The following is a 14515-nucleotide window of genomic DNA, read 5'->3' as shown; positions in this document are numbered from 1 at the left end:
TGTCAGTTTGTAGGACATTGGTGCCTCCTGTTTTTCTCAAATCATCCGATGAATTTTTCTATGGGAAGAACCCGCGAATGTTGATTTACTGCGCGCTTGCTCGAAGCTCGGACAAGGAGAACCGCGGAGTAAGGTCTTCGGGATCAGTAATCACTTCGATCACACCCGATTTGCCCGATGCTGCCACCGCGTCAAAGGCGGCTGCAAACTGTTCTGTTTTTTCTACCCTGGCGGTTGCAATACCATAGGCCTCGGCCAGTTTGCCAAAGTCCGGATTGACGATATCGGTCCCGCTGACACGCCCCGGGAAGCTTTTTTCCTGATGCATGCGGATGGTACCATACATCCCGTTATTGCACAGGATGACAATAACCCGAGCGCCAAATTGCTGTGCGGTTGCAAGTTCCTGCAATGTCATCTGGAAGCAGCCATCACCGGCGAAACAAATGCTCAGACGGTCCGGGTGTCGCAGACTTGCAGCAATCGCGGCAGGCAGGCCATAGCCCATTGTCCCCGATGTCGGTGCAACCTGTGTTCTGAACCGACGATGTTTGTAAAACCGGTGAACCCAGACGGTATAATTTCCCGCGCCATTGGTCAGAATGGTATCCTCGGGCAGGGCCTCATTAAGATATCCAATGATTGCCGCAAGGTTGACCGGGCCATGTGATGATGTGTTGGGCGTTGACCAGCTGAGGTAATCAGCACGTGCCGCATCCGTCCATCCTGACCAGCCCGGCTTTTGATCAGGCGCAGCAAGATTAACCAATTCCGACAAGGCCGGGATCATGCCACTGCAAATGCCCAAATCTGCGGCGTAAACCCGCCCGATTTCATTGGCGTCCGGATGAATGTGGATGATTTTCTGATCAGAAACCGGCACATTGATCAATGTGTAGCCCGATGTGGTGCAATCGCCAAGACGCGCACCAAGAACCAGCAAAACATCGGCATCGCGAATACGCTTGGCCAAGGCCGGATTGATGCCCAATCCGGCATCCCCGACATAAGACGAATGCAGCGCGGACATACGATCCTGACTGCGGAAACTGCAGGCGACCGGAAGGTTCCAGTTCTCAGCAAAATCCGCAAGGTTCTGGCAGGCGGCCTCATCCCATGTCTCCCCCCCGGCGATTACAAGCGGGGATTTTGCCGCCGACAGAATTGTTGCCAGCTCAGCAACATGTGAAGGTGCCGGAGCCCCCTGAACCGGGCCAACTCGTGCTGGCAGTTTTCCTGCATCGACAATATCGCGCAGCATGTCTTCGGGAAGCCCCAAGACAACCGGTCCCGGACGGCCAGACATGGCCACAGAAAAAGCCCTGGTCAGCAATTCTGGAATGCGCGCGGCAGAATCGATCACGGCCGTCCATTTTGTTTGCGTTCCGAAGATCGCCTTCAGATCAAATTCCTGAAACGCTTCACGCTCCACGTCATCCCGGCTGATCAATCCGACAAGCACGATCAGAGGTGTCGAGTCCTGATAAGCGACATGAATACCGGCATATGCGTTGGATGCCCCCGGCCCGCGTGTGACCAGAACAATCCCCGGCCGTCCTGTCAGCTTGCCATCGGCGTCCGCCATGATTGATGCCGCACCTTCATGCTTGGTCGCGACAAATTCGATTTCCGGGGTATCGACCAGTGCATCCAGAACTGCCAGAAAACTCTCCCCCGGCACCCCGAAAATACGATCGACGCCCTGTTGAACCAAGACATCAGCGATCAGTTGACCTCCCGTGCGTTGCATCGGTGCCTCCACTAGACTGTTATTGATGTGAATTTTTACAGGGGCCTGGCGCCCCTGATTTTATGTGTCTGCCAGGTCTGCGCGATCCGCCAGACGTTGTGCTGCAAGCGAATAGTGATACCGCACAGCCTGCGAGGCTGCGGTTTCATCCTGCGCGCGAATGGCCTCAAGCACAGCCTTGTGTTCGGCCAGAACTTCCGCACTCCATTCCGTGACACGCGCGTTCTTCATGGCAACAGACCGCAATTCCATGTCGATCCGGGTGTCGAGCATCGAAAGGAATTCCAGGATATACTGGTTGCCAGATGCCTCTGCGATCCGCTGATAGAAGCTGCGCTCCGCCAGTACATGCTTTTCTGCTGCGGCATCACCACCCGACAGCGCGCGTTCCATGTTGTCATACGCCGTATCCATGAACTGCAGGTCTGCATCCGTCCGGTGAACGGCGGCAAGACCTGCCGCCTCTGACGTAATACCGGTACGCAACTGAAGGATTTCAAGCAGCTTTTGGCGTTTTTCAAAGCAGGCCGGGCTGATGCGAAATGCGCTGCGTGCACTTGGCTCTGCGACGAAAGCGCCAACGCCCTGTCGTGAGTCAACCAGACCATCATGCTTGAGACGTGAAATGGCTTCGCGAACCACGGTACGCGCAACACCGAAACTTTCCGCAAGGCTTTGCTCAGTCGGCAATTGTTCGCCAGCGACAAGCTTACCGTCAAGAATCATGCGGGAAAGCTTCTGCGAGATGTCATCGGTCAAGCTTGGACGTCTACTTAGTCGCGTAAAAGAGTCCACCGAAAATGCCCTTTTCTGGTGAGGATCGATCAGCTGTGACTGATCCTTATGATGCGGACCTTATGCATGGACAAGATTTATTTTGTCAACATAAAAACAGGTTGTCAGACAACAAGAAGACATGTTATGTCCGATTTCAATGAAGAATGGCCATGCACCGAAAATGCAGCGGCAAACATCGGAAAACGGAGGAAAACGTGACTTTTGAAAAAACCGTCGGCTTTGTCGGCCTGGGTGGAATGGGCAGTGGTCTGGTCAAGAACATGCTGCTTAAGGGCGTGAAAGTGCATGTGCTTGATCTGGACCAGGAGAAGGTCAAGCTCGCCGAAAGCCGAGGTGCGATTGTTGCCAAATCCGTACGAGACATGGCGCGTGATTGCGACGTTCTGGCTTTTTGCATCGGCAAGGCAGAAGATGTTCAAAAGCTGACCATCGATGGTGATACCGGCTGCCTTCAGGACATGAAACCGGGGCAAATCCTGCTGGATCACACAACGACCAGCCCGGATCACGTTGATCTGATGAGTGCCGCCTGCGCAAAAATCGGCGTGCGCTATTGCGAGGCACCGATGACCCGCACGCCAATCCATGCCGAACAGGGATGCGTAAATGTCCTTTATGGCGGGGACACGGAACTTCTGGAAGATCTTCGCCCCCTTTTTGATACCTATGCCGAAAATATCTTCCATGTTGGTCCAAGTGGGCATGCCATTCGCCTTAAACTAATCCACAACTTCATTGCATTCGCCAATGTGGCTTCCTTCTGCGAGGGCTTTGCCCTAGCGGCGAAAGAAGGACTGGATATGACCAAGGTCATCGACATCATTTCAGCCGCTGGCGGCAAAAGCGGCATGATGGATCTGTATGGCCGCAAAACTCTGGAACGCGATTTCACCCCTTACATGGCCCTTGAATGGGCGGAAAAAGATGTCGGCTATTATGTACGCTGGCTCGAAAAAGCGGGACTACCGGGCTTTATGGCAAGTTCTGTCCATCAGACCTATTCGCTGGCTTCCATCATGGGCTTTGGTCAGGAAGGCTGCACGGCCGTGATCAAGGCATACGAAAAGCTTTCAGGCGTCGAAGCCGCTTTCCCCAAAGGTTCCTGAGGCCTTCCTGAAGCCTCTTTGGGGATCATTTAAAATGCCATCCCCCAACAAGAATAAGCGTGTGAAGCGCATTTGTATTCACCGGAGGAAACATCTTGAAAAACCAAAGAATGACCAAAGCTGCCTTGTCGGTTCTGGCAACGCTGCTTTCCGTTTCAGCAATCTCGTCAATCCAGTCCGCGCAGGCTGAAACCGTTTTACGCCTGTCCCATTTCGCGGCCGAAACGCACCCGGGGCATATTGCCGCCAAGCAGTTCAAGGAAAACGTTGAAAAGCGCACCAACGGCGAAGTCGTCGTTGAACTGTATCCCGCAAACGAACTGGGCGCACCGCCAGAGCAGCTTGAACAGACCGTTCTGGGCATCATTGACATGAACCTCCCGACGCAGGGAGCGCTTGATAAATATGAAAAGGCATTCGGTACGGTTATGACGCCGTTTGCCTTTAGCAGCTATGATGAGGCACATCGGGTTCTTGACGGACCGTTCATGGAATGGGCGGCCCCCAAGCTTGAGAAGCAGGGCCTGGTCATGCTGTCGAACTGGGAATACGGATTCCGCAATGTGACCAACTCGGTCAGGCCGATCAATTCACCAGATGACCTTGCTGGCCTGAAGCTGCGCACGCCGCCAGAACTGCAAATCGTCGCGGCCCTTGAAGCCGCAGGGGCACAGACCACACAAATCGCCTTCCCCGAATTGCCTGGCGCCCTTACCGCCGGTGTTGTCGACGGACAGGAAAACCCGATTGGCGTGATTTATCACAACAAGCTTTATGAATTGCAGGACCATCTGGCACTTACGCGCCACGTTTACAATTCCATGGTGCATGTCATGAACAAGGCAAAATGGGATGCGCTTTCGGGCGAGGAACAGACGATTGTTCGTGAAGAAAGCGTCGCTGCGGGTAACCTGATGCGCAAACTTGTCCAGGAGCAGGAAGAAAAAGAACTTGCTGCAATCAAGGAAAGCGGCGTTCAGGTGACAGAACCAGATCTTGCCAAGTTCAAGGCAAAGATGGGTCCGGCATATGAGCGTGTAAGCGAATATTCCGGCGAGGAAAACATGAAAACATTCCTTGGTTTTCTTGAAAACTAACCCAGAAATCTGATCGGCGTTTTCCCGATAAGCTTTCTTCGGAGGGGGTGTTTTACACCCCCTCCTCTCGTACCCTGTCTTTTCTGAAAGTCTAAGATCATGCTCGCACTCATTGTGCTTCTTGCACTTGTAGGGTTGATCGTTTTTGGCGTGCCAATTGCCGTCGCACTGGCTGTCACTGCGATCGGCACCTATGTGGCGCTTGGCGAAACCGCAATTCTGACGATGTTGCCGCAGCGCATGTATTCGGCGACCACATCTTTTACCCTTCTTGCGATCCCGTTTTTCATTCTGGCTGGCAACCTGATGAATACAGGTGGCGTGACAGAACGCATTTTCCGGTTTGCATCGGCCCTGGTCGGGCATATTCGCGGCGGGCTTGGACAGGTCAATGTCGTCGCCAGTTTGATTTTTTCCGGCATGTCGGGCGCGGCGGTCGCGGATGCGGCCGGACTTGGCCAGGTTGAATTCAAGGCGATGCGCGATCGTGGATATGATGAACGATTTTCCGCCGCGATCACCGCTGCATCTTCGACCATCGGACCGGTCTTTCCGCCCAGTATTCCGTTTGTGATTTTTGCCAGCCTGACCGGTGTTTCCGTCGTCAAACTCTTCCTGGCGGGTGTCGTACCGGGGCTTTTGATGGCCGTTGCGTTGATGGCAGCCGTTTATGTGGTTGCGGTTATTCGCAAATTCCCGCGTGAAATGCGCGCAAGCTACCGTGAACTTTGGGCATCGTTCAAGGCAGCATTCCTTCCGCTTGGCACTCCAGTCATTATTATCGCCGGTATTCTAACCGGGGTTTTCACCCCGACCGAAGCCGGTGTTACAGCCAGCTTTTATGCCGCATTCCTTGGCCTTTTCGTTTATCGCGAAATCCGTATGGCTGATTTGCCAAGCATTCTGTGGAATACGCTACTTCATACGATACGGGTGTTGTTTGTAATTGCTGCCGCCGGTTTCTTTGGCTGGCTCTTGATCCATCAGCGGGTCCCCAACAGCGTGATTACGGGCCTTTTGTCCCTGTCCGATAATCCGGCTGTTATCATGTCGCTGATCGTGGTGATCTTGCTGGTGCTTGGCATGTTCCTTGAAGGAATTGCGGTGATTGTCATCACCGTTCCGATTTTCATGCCGATCATGACCACGCTTGGCGTTGATCCGGTTCAATTTGGCGTCATCATGATCATGTGCTCGATGATCGGGTTGCTGACACCACCAGTAGGCATGGTGCTGTTTGCGATATCAAGCGTAACACAGGTCCCGATCTCGCCGCTTGTCCGTGAACTTTGGCCCTACCTGCTTGGCATCGTTGCGGTTCTGGTTCTTGTGATTTGCATTCCACAAGTATCGACCTGGCTTCCCGAACTGGTCATGGGAGGTGGAAGATGATGAAAACACTAACGCTTATTGACCGTTCCCTCGGCCTCATCTTGCGGACGATTGCCATCGCTTGTTTGGCTATCTTGATGCTTATCCTGGGTGGCAACGTCATCTCGCGGATGACCGGCTGGTTCTCCATGGGTTGGTACGATGAAATCATCGAATTGTGCTTTGCCTGGATGATCTTTTTCGGTGCTGCCGAACTTTGGCGCGAGAACCAGCATTTTCGGATCGACTGGCTTTATTACTCGCTGCCAAAGGCGAAACGCCGCATCCACACGATACTCGTATCGATGATCAACATTGTCTTCCTTGCCTTCCTGATGGTGGAAGGAGCCAATCTTGCTCAGAAAAGTTCGGCGTTAACACCGATCATCGGGTTCCCCGTGGCGCTGCTATATGCCTGCATCCCGATCAGTGCCGCCATCATGCTGACCTATGCCATTGCAGATATTTTCAGACATTCCCCCCGGTATGCCGCCGAGGTTGAAGTCATCGACGATATGTAACTCCACACGAAACCAAGGAAATTGAACATGATTTACGATCACCGCACCTACACCTGCCGCCCGGGCACCATTGCCAAGCACCTGAAGCTCTATGAAGCAGAAGGCTGGCAGATTCAGAAAAAACATCTGGGTGATCCGGCCGTTTATGCGGCAACTGAAACGGGTGATGTCAATTCCTATGTCCACATCTGGCAATACGAAAGTGCCGCCGATCGCGCGTCGAAACGCGCCAAGCTAAAAGCTGATCCGGAATGGCAGGAATATCTGAAAAAATCAGCCGAAGCTGGCTATCTGATCAGTCAGATCAACAAAATCCTTGTTCCGACGGGTTTTTTCTCTGACCTGACAAAAGACTAAGCTGATTAAGGGCAAATGGCACACAAAAGCTATTTGCCCTCTCACCTCAAGCCTCAGATAAAACCGAGAGCAAGAAGTTACCCTTAACTCAAAATCCAATTGATTCACTCGCAAGGCATCCGCTTACTAGCTTGCCACTATTTGGCGATAAAATCGTATGAAGCCCTTACCGAGACAGCTCGACTAAAACCGCCCTATCAAGAATTCTCAGCTTCGATCCTGCTGCAATTGCGCCGGTGGCTTCCAGTTTACGAAGCGAGCGAGAGAATGTTTCTGGCGTAATGCCAATGCGGCTTGCGATCTGACGTTTTTCAGGAAAGTTCGTCTCGTCCTCGCCACCCAGATTCTCGCCACTGCGTTCTTCGAAATCAATCAGGAAAGACGCAATTCTCTGGATCGGTTTGGTGTGGCGAATTTTGAAAATTTCTTCGAGGAAGAATCGTTCCCACCGCAGAAGTCCGGCAAGGACTTCGGCCATGACATCGGGCGCACTGCGTAAAACGGAAAGATAGGTATCGCGCGGAATAGCGATGATCTCGCAATCTTCCATGACTTCGCATTCCACCGGATATGCCCGACCGGCCAACGAAACGGCTTCGGCGAATGCCCCCGGTTGAGTCAAGAAATGCATGACGGTTTCTTCGCCCTGCGGGGAAACCTTTACAAGGCGCAAGTGCCCGGAAAGCAGAACATAGAAGTTACGAGCAACATCACCGGCACGAAACAGATGTTCGCCGCGCGAATGGCATTCCACACGACATTTTGCCATCAGATTATCAAGCCGCGCCCCGCCAAGAGCAGACAGAAACGGCACCTGTCGGACGATATCGTAATCGGTTTCAGATAGCGGCCTTGAACGCATCTTCGCCTCCCTCCTTGGCCTCATTGCCAGACAGGCCACACCAGTCCGCCAGCATTTCCGCATCCGCGATCCGGATAATATGGCCGTTCGCATGCTGGGAAACGCCAACCTCGGAAAGCTTTTTAAGCGCGCGCGAGATCGTTTCGCTGGTCATTCCCAACTTGCGGGCCAAGGCAGACTTTTCAATGGTCAGGGGTGTTTCATGCACACCGTCAATCGGCACCGCATCTGCCAGGAAATAGATCCCCAGACGTTGTGCCGCAGACCGGCATTTAAGTTCTTCGGCCTGTCGCAACATCTGACACAACCGTTCTGTCATGGCCGACATCATAGTCAGTGCACGGTCGAAATGGGCCGCAAGAAAATCGGCAAAGCCCGCACCATCAATACGAACCGCTGTTGTTGCCTCCAAGGTACGAACCGAAACCGCATAACAGCCATCGGGCACCAATGCGCATTCCCCGACAAGCTGACCATTCCCCAGAAGATCAATGACCCCGTCTTTACCGTCCTGATCCTTGAAAGACAATTCGACATGCCCGTTCACAATCAGATAAAGCGCTGACGCCGGTTCATCTGCCGAAATCATCATTGTATCAGTATCGAACCTGACCCATTGGCATAGTGATGCCAGTTCAAGGATATCTTCCTGCGGCCAGGTTCGGAAATAGTTCGCAAAGCGAAGAACACCGGAAATGCGTTCGACATCATTCATCACGGCATCGTCCATTGTAGAAAAAGGGAAGATTGCATTTACTGGAATAACTCTAACATCAGCCCAGATGATCAAGTTTGTTCCAGATCAATTTTTGATCGGAAAACGCTTATCGGCGCGAGAACTGCCTTAGCCCTTCAACATCAAGGATGCTCATCCTTGTATCCCGGGCTATAAATCCGTCGTCTTCAAGTTTGCGTAATGCACGTGAGAATGTTTCCGGGGTGACACCGATCCGGTTTGCGATGACATGTTTGGGTACGATTTCCGCATCGTCAGACTGCGAGAGCAAAAATCCGGCAAGGCGCTGCGATGGGCTTCGCTGACGCAGATCATTGAGTTCCCTATAGAAAAACCGTTCCCTCTCGATCAATGACTGCATCATACGACCAATCATCGCCTTGTCATTCCTGAGGCGATTGACCAGTTGCAGCCTGCTGATTGCGATGATCTGGCTGCCCGGATCGCATTCGGCAGATACCGGATACTTTTGCCCGGAAAGGACTACAGCCTCGGCAAAAGACTCGCCTGCTGAAACAAGATGAAAAAGAGCGACACGCCCATCACCGAGAATTCGAAACAGACGCACCTGCCCCTTAATGACAATAAAGAACTGTTCGGCGGGCTCCCCCTCGCTAAACAGCAATTCACGGCCGTTATAAATCACAACGGTCGTACCATTTGTCATCGATACGATTTCATCGCGCGAGAAGGCAGAAAGAACTGCCACCTTCGACATCAGACTGAAATCCGCATCATTCAGGTTACGGCGTGACATGATCGGCTCCAAACTCTGTCCGAGCTGACTGCGATGGTTGAAAACTGCTTTTGCGATGATATCGACCGCAATTCACATAATCGGCCAACAGCGAAGACAACTCCCACCAAGTGCCAACCGGTGCGAGCATGCCGACTTTCTCATCAGACCGGGAATTAACAGAAGCCGGAATATCAATGTGGCAATGCGCCCCATCCCCCGTCATAAGGGGAACAAAAAGGGCATTTCTGCACCTTGTCATATTTCGCCAGTTGGCGAGAGACGGTTGGCCATCAATCTGGACATTGTAGATTTCGTCGTGATCAAGATGGTGCGAAAGTATCGCTCGCAACTGCTGCATTTCGGGCGACGGGCAGATGTCGTGCTTCTGCCCGTGAGCTACCAGAAAAACTGTCTTTTTATCCTTTTGATTTCCACCAACCTTTAATCGCTGGGCAATTCGTGCCGCCAACATGCGGTCATATCCAGGCAAATGTCCTGCGAATGGGAGAAGTGCCCCCGCTTCCAACCGGGCATCGGCAACAAGTGCGGACAGTTCGGCCACCAAACCGGCACCCGGTGTAAAGAACAGAGGAAAGACAAGCACGTCAGACGCCGAATTCTGCGTCATGACTTTCAACACATTCCCCGCTGATGGCGTTGATCGCAAAAATGAAAGGCGGATGTCGAAATGCGGTAACAGACGTTGCAGATGCGCGGAAAACATCCCACCGGGCACTGCACCAGTTCGTCGCGTTCCATGCGCGACAATCATCAAAACCGGATCGCAGACGGACATAACCATTCCCCTGTTTCACTCTCTCTGAACGCATTTTGCGGGCTTTTCCCCCAAGCGTATTGACTCCCGTCAAGAGTGGAACGGCTCAAAACCACAATGTTCCTATGGTTATTTGATCATCATCAAGGCTGGCTCGCGTCGAAAGATCAAATCTCCGCAACCGGGAGCGAAGGCTTTCATTTTCCTAATGGAGGGACGCATGAAACTCACAACTCGGCTGAGACGGTCGACGGCACCGCTTGCACTTGGTTTCGGCCTTATCTTTGCCTCGGTGGCAATCGCCCAGGAAAAACATCCTGACAGCGAAAGCACCTATGAACCCAGTCTCGAGTCACTTCCGACTGATGGATCACAGCCTGGCGCACACGAAGGTGTGCCCACGATGACGGCCGATGAATTCAATCAGGGCCGCAAGATTTTCTTTGAACGTTGCGCAGGTTGCCACGGCGTGTTGCGCAATGGTGCAACCGGCCCTGCCCTGACAACGGATCGCACCCGCGATCTTGGTTACGAATATCTGCATGATTTCATTACCTATGGATCGCCGGGCGGCATGCCGAACTGGGGAACTTCGGGTGAATTGTCCGAAGAACAGGTCGACATCATGGCCCGCTATGTCCTGCAGGACCCACCCCAGCCGCCGGAATGGGGTATGGAAGCCATGAAGGAAAGCTGGAAAGTCGTCGTTCCGGTTGACCAGCGCCCGACCAAGAAGATGAACGACCTTGATATCGAAAACCTCTTCTCGGTAACGCTTCGTGACGCAGGTCAGATCGCGCTTATCGACGGTCACGACTACAAGATCAAATATGTGATCGATACCGGATATGCCGTTCACATTTCACGTGTATCTGCTTCGGGTCGATATCTGCTGGTTATCGGTCGTGATGCCAAAATCGACATGATTGATTTGTGGATGAAAGACCCGCAAGTCGTAGCATCCCTTAAGGTCGGCCTTGAAGCACGGTCTGTCGAAACATCCAAAATGAAGGGATGGGAAGACAAATACGCCATCGCCGGTTCGTATTGGCCACCGCAATATACGATCATGGACGGCGAAACCCTTGAACCGCTCAAGATCGTTTCGACCCGCGGCATGACGTACGATGAACAGGAATACCATCCGGAACCCCGTGTCGCGTCCATCGTGGCATCGCACTACAACCCCGAATTCGTGGTGAACGTCAAGGAAACCGGTCAAGTTCTTCTGGTCAACTATCAGGACCTGGATGCCCTTCAGGTCACCTCAATCAATGCGGAACGGTTCCTGCATGATGGTGGTTTTGACGCAACGGGCCGGTATTTCCTTGTCGCGGCCAACGCACGGGACCGCGTTGCCGTCATTGATACCAAGGAACGCAAGCTAAGCGGTATTGTCGATGTTGGCATCAAACCGCATCCGGGTCGCGGGGCGAACTTCATTCACCCGGAACTCGGCCCGGTCTGGGCAACCAGCCATCTTGGCGATGACACCATTGCACTGATTGGTACCGATCCGGAAAAACACCCGGAAAATGCGTGGAAGATGGCAGCATCCATTGACGGGCTTGGCGGCGGGTCGCTGTTTATCAAAACCCATCCGAAGTCGACCAATCTGTGGGTTGATGCACCGCTGAACTCGGATGCCGAGATTTATCATTCGGTTGGTGTGCTTGACATCAATAATCTTGATGCCGGTGTTGAAACACTGCCGATCGCTAAATGGGCCGATCTGGGCGACGAAGGTGCCCAGCGCGTTGTTCAGGGTGAATACAACAAACAGGGCACAGAAATCTGGTTCTCTGTCTGGAATGGCAAAGCTGAAAAATCGGCCATTGTGATTGTCGATGACAAAACCCGGAAGCTCAAGAAAGTCATTAAAGATGACCGACTTGTGACCCCAACGGGCAAGTTCAACATCTACAACACCCAGCATGACATCTACTGATCTTCTGAACCGGAGGCCGTCCGCGGCCTCCGGATTTCCCGCATTTGAAAACTTGCCAAAACAGGGGAAAAGCCATGCAGAAACCCGGGCGTATCTATCTTGTCGGAGCCGGGCCAGGCGATCCTGAATTGTTGACCATCAAGGCAGCACGTCTTCTCGACCGCGCGGATGCCGTTATCTATGACCGGCTTGTCTCCGATGAAATACTTGAACTGGCCAACCCGTTTGCAGAACGCGTTTATGTCGGAAAATCCACAGGATCCCACAGCCTGAAGCAGTCCGAAATCAATACGCTTCTGGTACATATGGCCAGAAAACATTGCCACATCGTTCGTCTGAAGGGCGGGGATCCGTATATTTTCGGACGCGGGGGGGAAGAGGCAGAATGGCTCAGCCTGCATGATGTTCCGTTTGAAGTTGTTCCCGGAATTACAGCCGCCGCAGGATGCATGGCACAACTTAATCTACCGCTGACCCATCGCGGTCTGGCAACCAGCGTACGCTTTGTCACTGGTCACATGCAGGCAGACGCAGAACCCCATCACGACTGGCGTTCTCTAGCCGATCCGGACACTACGCTTGCGATTTACATGGGGGTAAAAACCATGCCGGTAATCGCGGGCAAACTGCTTGAACATGGCCTGCCTGGCGATACGCCGGTGATGATTATCGAAAACGGCTCAACACCGGATCAACGACATTTCCGCAGCACGCTTGGCAATGTCTGTGACGACCTGAACCGGCTGGATTTTGACCCGCCCTGCATGATTGTCATTGGCAGGGTCATTTCGCTGGCGGATCGGTTGTCGCTGCCGGTGGTCAATCTTCTACCCGAAAGCACATTCGACAAGAATGTGACATCCGATCGTCCCGACGGGGATTTACGTTATGTCCATACTGCGTAAATCCCTTGCTGGAATAAGCACCGCAATTGCCCTGACGGCAATCAATCCGGCACAGGCCGAAAACGGCATATCGACCAGAACCCCCGACGCACTTGAACAAATGGTGCGTCAGGATTGCGGCTCCTGCCACGGTCTGACCTTCAAGGGGGGGCTAGGATCACCGCTTTTGCCCGAAAACCTCGCGGCTTATAGCGTCGAGGATTTGGCACAAATCATCCTCGAAGGATTGCCCGGAACCGCCATGCCCCCCTGGCGTGCAATCGTCACCCGCGACGAGGCCACATGGATGGCCCGTTACCTGAAAACAGGAGAACCCGAATGATGCGTACCGCATTTTCGGCTCGAATTTCTTTTGCCCCGTTTCGTGCAACCCGCAACCTGTTCGTTGCCGGGGGCATTTTGCTTTTGGCGGCCTGTGCAAACACCCTGCCCGCGCGCGGGACTGCCGATCTGGCAACGATCATTGCCCGGGCCACCGGCGAAGTCGCGATCCTTGATACCAGCACCCGCCAGTTTACCGGAATTGTCGATGGTCTGGGGGATCTGTCACATGCCTCGATCGTTTACTCCCGGGACGGCCGGTTTGCGTTCGTCTTTGGTCGTGACGGCGGATTGACCAAGGTCGACATCTTGCAGCACAGGATTGTCGACCGGACCCTGCAGGCCGGCAACAGCATCGGCGGTGCCATAAGTCAGGATGGCAGGCTGGTGGCCGTCGCCAATTACGAACCCGGTGGTGTCCGCGTTTTCGATAGTGAAACCCTCGAACTGTTGGCCGATATTCCTGCAACCATTGACGGCAGTTCGGATCGTTCAAAAGTCATCGGGCTGGTTGATGCGCCGGGGAATCGGTTTATTTTCAGCCTTTGGGATTCCGGCGAAATCTGGATAGCCGACTTCTCAACCGGCAACGAACCAAAGATCAGCCGCTACAAAGATATCGGAACACAGCCCTACGATGCGCTGATCACATCCGATGGTCGTTATTACATTGCCGGTCTGTTTGGCGAAGACGGCATGGCATTGCTTGATCTTTGGCATCCGGAAAATGGCGTGCGCCGCATCCTTGATCATTATGGCATGGGCGAAGAACGCTTACCCGTTTACAAAATGCCCCATCTTGAAGGCTGGGCAATTGCGGGGAAACGCGCATTTGTACCCGCAATCGGTCGCCACGAAGTTCTCGTGATTGACACCGAAAACTGGCAGAAGATCGGACGTATTCCCGTCCATGGACAGCCCGTTTTCGTCATGGCCCATCCCGATAACAGGCATGTCTGGGTCAATTTCTCGGTCCCGGATTACGACACGGTCCAGATAATCGACACGGAAAATCTGGCAATCGTCGGAGAACTGAAACCCGGCACCGGTGTCCTGCATATGGAATTCAGTCCACGTGGCGATCAGATCTGGTTGTCGGTGCGCGATAACAACAAGGTCGTTGGATACAATCCCTACACGCTCCAGCCGATTGCCGAACTTCCGCTCCCCAGTCCCAGCGGCATTTTCATGTCTGACCGTGCCGGTCGGATCGGGTTATAGGAGGCCAT

General features: G+C 53.3%; 15 protein-coding genes. 9 read left to right on the top strand and 6 right to left on the bottom strand.

Annotated elements, in window-relative coordinates; genetic code table 11:
* Positions 1 to 85: 85 nt before the first annotated feature.
* Both TH5_RS23065 and TH5_RS23060 read right to left on the bottom strand, forming a co-directional pair.
* Complete coding sequence (locus TH5_RS23065) at positions 86 to 1750, bottom strand: thiamine pyrophosphate-binding protein (protein WP_114123858.1); 1665 nt, start codon at positions 1748 to 1750, stop codon at positions 86 to 88.
* Positions 1751 to 1810: 60 nt separating this feature from the next.
* Positions 1811 to 2509, bottom strand: coding sequence for a FadR/GntR family transcriptional regulator (locus TH5_RS23060; protein WP_114123857.1), 699 nt, complete (start codon positions 2507 to 2509; stop codon positions 1811 to 1813).
* A gap of 182 nt (positions 2510 to 2691) precedes the next feature.
* On the opposite strand from TH5_RS23060, the gene TH5_RS23055 reads away from it, so the two are divergent.
* The 5 genes from TH5_RS23055 to TH5_RS23035 all read left to right on the top strand — a co-directional run bounded on the left by TH5_RS23055 (position 2692) and on the right by TH5_RS23035 (position 7000).
* Positions 2692 to 3654: an NAD(P)-dependent oxidoreductase gene (locus TH5_RS23055; protein ID WP_114123856.1), complete on the top strand. Its 963-nt coding sequence runs from the start codon at positions 2692 to 2694 to the stop codon at positions 3652 to 3654.
* Between the two features lie 95 nt (positions 3655 to 3749).
* Positions 3750 to 4751, top strand: a complete 1002-nt coding sequence (locus tag TH5_RS23050; RefSeq protein WP_139834748.1) for a TRAP transporter substrate-binding protein — start codon at positions 3750 to 3752, stop codon at positions 4749 to 4751.
* A 99-nt stretch (positions 4752 to 4850) separates the two neighbouring features.
* Positions 4851 to 6143 carry a TRAP transporter large permease gene (locus tag TH5_RS23045; RefSeq protein WP_114123855.1) on the top strand — a complete coding sequence of 431 codons (1293 nt, stop codon included), beginning with the start codon at positions 4851 to 4853 and terminating at the stop codon, positions 6141 to 6143.
* Positions 6144 to 6220: 77 nt separating this feature from the next.
* Entirely contained in the window at positions 6221 to 6643 is a 423-nt protein-coding gene (locus TH5_RS23040; protein ID WP_167443646.1) for a TRAP transporter small permease, read from the top strand.
* A 27-nt stretch (positions 6644 to 6670) separates the two neighbouring features.
* The gene (locus TH5_RS23035; RefSeq protein WP_114123853.1) at positions 6671 to 7000 is read left to right on the top strand and encodes an NIPSNAP family protein; all 330 of its coding nucleotides are present in this window, start codon (positions 6671 to 6673) and stop codon (positions 6998 to 7000) included.
* Between the two features lie 166 nt (positions 7001 to 7166).
* On the opposite strand, the gene TH5_RS23030 is transcribed toward TH5_RS23035, so the two are convergent.
* From TH5_RS23030 to TH5_RS23015, 4 genes are all read right to left on the bottom strand, one after another.
* Entirely contained in the window at positions 7167 to 7862 is a 696-nt protein-coding gene (locus tag TH5_RS23030; RefSeq protein ID WP_167443645.1) for a Crp/Fnr family transcriptional regulator, read from the bottom strand.
* On the bottom strand, positions 7840 to 8577 hold the full coding sequence (locus TH5_RS23025; protein ID WP_167443644.1) for a Crp/Fnr family transcriptional regulator: 738 nt from the start codon (positions 8575 to 8577) through the stop codon (positions 7840 to 7842). The genes TH5_RS23030 and TH5_RS23025 overlap by 23 nt, the downstream gene beginning before the upstream one ends.
* A gap of 109 nt (positions 8578 to 8686) precedes the next feature.
* On the bottom strand, positions 8687 to 9355 hold the full coding sequence (locus tag TH5_RS23020) for a Crp/Fnr family transcriptional regulator (protein ID WP_114123850.1): 669 nt from the start codon (positions 9353 to 9355) through the stop codon (positions 8687 to 8689).
* Positions 9342 to 9899, bottom strand: coding sequence for a sirohydrochlorin chelatase family protein (locus TH5_RS23015; protein ID WP_147250173.1), 558 nt, complete (start codon positions 9897 to 9899; stop codon positions 9342 to 9344). The genes TH5_RS23020 and TH5_RS23015 overlap by 14 nt, the downstream gene beginning before the upstream one ends.
* Positions 9900 to 10332: 433 nt before the next feature.
* On the opposite strand from TH5_RS23015, the gene TH5_RS23010 reads away from it, so the two are divergent.
* The 4 genes from TH5_RS23010 (at position 10333) to TH5_RS22995 (ending at position 14507) form a co-directional block, all read left to right on the top strand.
* Entirely contained in the window at positions 10333 to 12060 is a 1728-nt protein-coding gene (locus TH5_RS23010; protein WP_114123848.1) for a nitrite reductase, read from the top strand.
* A gap of 74 nt (positions 12061 to 12134) precedes the next feature.
* Positions 12135 to 12965, top strand: a complete 831-nt coding sequence (gene cobA / locus TH5_RS23005) for a uroporphyrinogen-III C-methyltransferase (protein ID WP_114123847.1) — start codon at positions 12135 to 12137, stop codon at positions 12963 to 12965.
* A complete protein-coding gene (locus TH5_RS23000; protein WP_114123846.1) occupies positions 12949 to 13287 on the top strand; it encodes a c-type cytochrome in 339 nt (112 codons plus the stop codon). Before cobA ends, TH5_RS23000 begins: the two co-directional genes overlap by 17 nt.
* Complete coding sequence (locus TH5_RS22995) at positions 13284 to 14507, top strand: cytochrome D1 domain-containing protein (protein WP_114123845.1); 1224 nt, start codon at positions 13284 to 13286, stop codon at positions 14505 to 14507. The genes TH5_RS23000 and TH5_RS22995 overlap by 4 nt, the downstream gene beginning before the upstream one ends.
* Positions 14508 to 14515: the final 8 nt, after the last annotated feature.

The sequence above is a fragment of the Thalassospira xianhensis MCCC 1A02616 genome, assembly GCF_003326475.1.
GTDB lineage: Bacteria > Pseudomonadota > Alphaproteobacteria > Rhodospirillales > Thalassospiraceae > Thalassospira > Thalassospira xianhensis.
Note: the sequence above shows the minus strand (reverse complement) of the source record. Positions and strands in the feature narration are given on the sequence as shown.

Coding starts and splice junctions, on each gene's coding strand:
- TH5_RS23065 (WP_114123858.1), bottom strand. CDS start 1,750: ATGCAACGCACGGGAGGTCAACTGATCGCTGATGTCTTGGTTCAACAG.
- TH5_RS23055 (WP_114123856.1), top strand. CDS start 2,692: ATGGCCATGCACCGAAAATGCAGCGGCAAACATCGGAAAACGGAGGAA.
- TH5_RS23045 (WP_114123855.1), top strand. CDS start 4,851: ATGCTCGCACTCATTGTGCTTCTTGCACTTGTAGGGTTGATCGTTTTT.
- TH5_RS23040 (WP_167443646.1), top strand. CDS start 6,221: ATGCTTATCCTGGGTGGCAACGTCATCTCGCGGATGACCGGCTGGTTC.
- TH5_RS23035 (WP_114123853.1), top strand. CDS start 6,671: ATGATTTACGATCACCGCACCTACACCTGCCGCCCGGGCACCATTGCC.
- TH5_RS23030 (WP_167443645.1), bottom strand. CDS start 7,862: ATGCGTTCAAGGCCGCTATCTGAAACCGATTACGATATCGTCCGACAG.
- TH5_RS23025 (WP_167443644.1), bottom strand. CDS start 8,577: ATGAATGATGTCGAACGCATTTCCGGTGTTCTTCGCTTTGCGAACTAT.
- TH5_RS23020 (WP_114123850.1), bottom strand. CDS start 9,355: ATGTCACGCCGTAACCTGAATGATGCGGATTTCAGTCTGATGTCGAAG.
- TH5_RS23010 (WP_114123848.1), top strand. CDS start 10,333: ATGAAACTCACAACTCGGCTGAGACGGTCGACGGCACCGCTTGCACTT.
- cobA (WP_114123847.1), top strand. CDS start 12,135: ATGCAGAAACCCGGGCGTATCTATCTTGTCGGAGCCGGGCCAGGCGAT.
- TH5_RS23000 (WP_114123846.1), top strand. CDS start 12,949: ATGTCCATACTGCGTAAATCCCTTGCTGGAATAAGCACCGCAATTGCC.
- TH5_RS22995 (WP_114123845.1), top strand. CDS start 13,284: ATGATGCGTACCGCATTTTCGGCTCGAATTTCTTTTGCCCCGTTTCGT.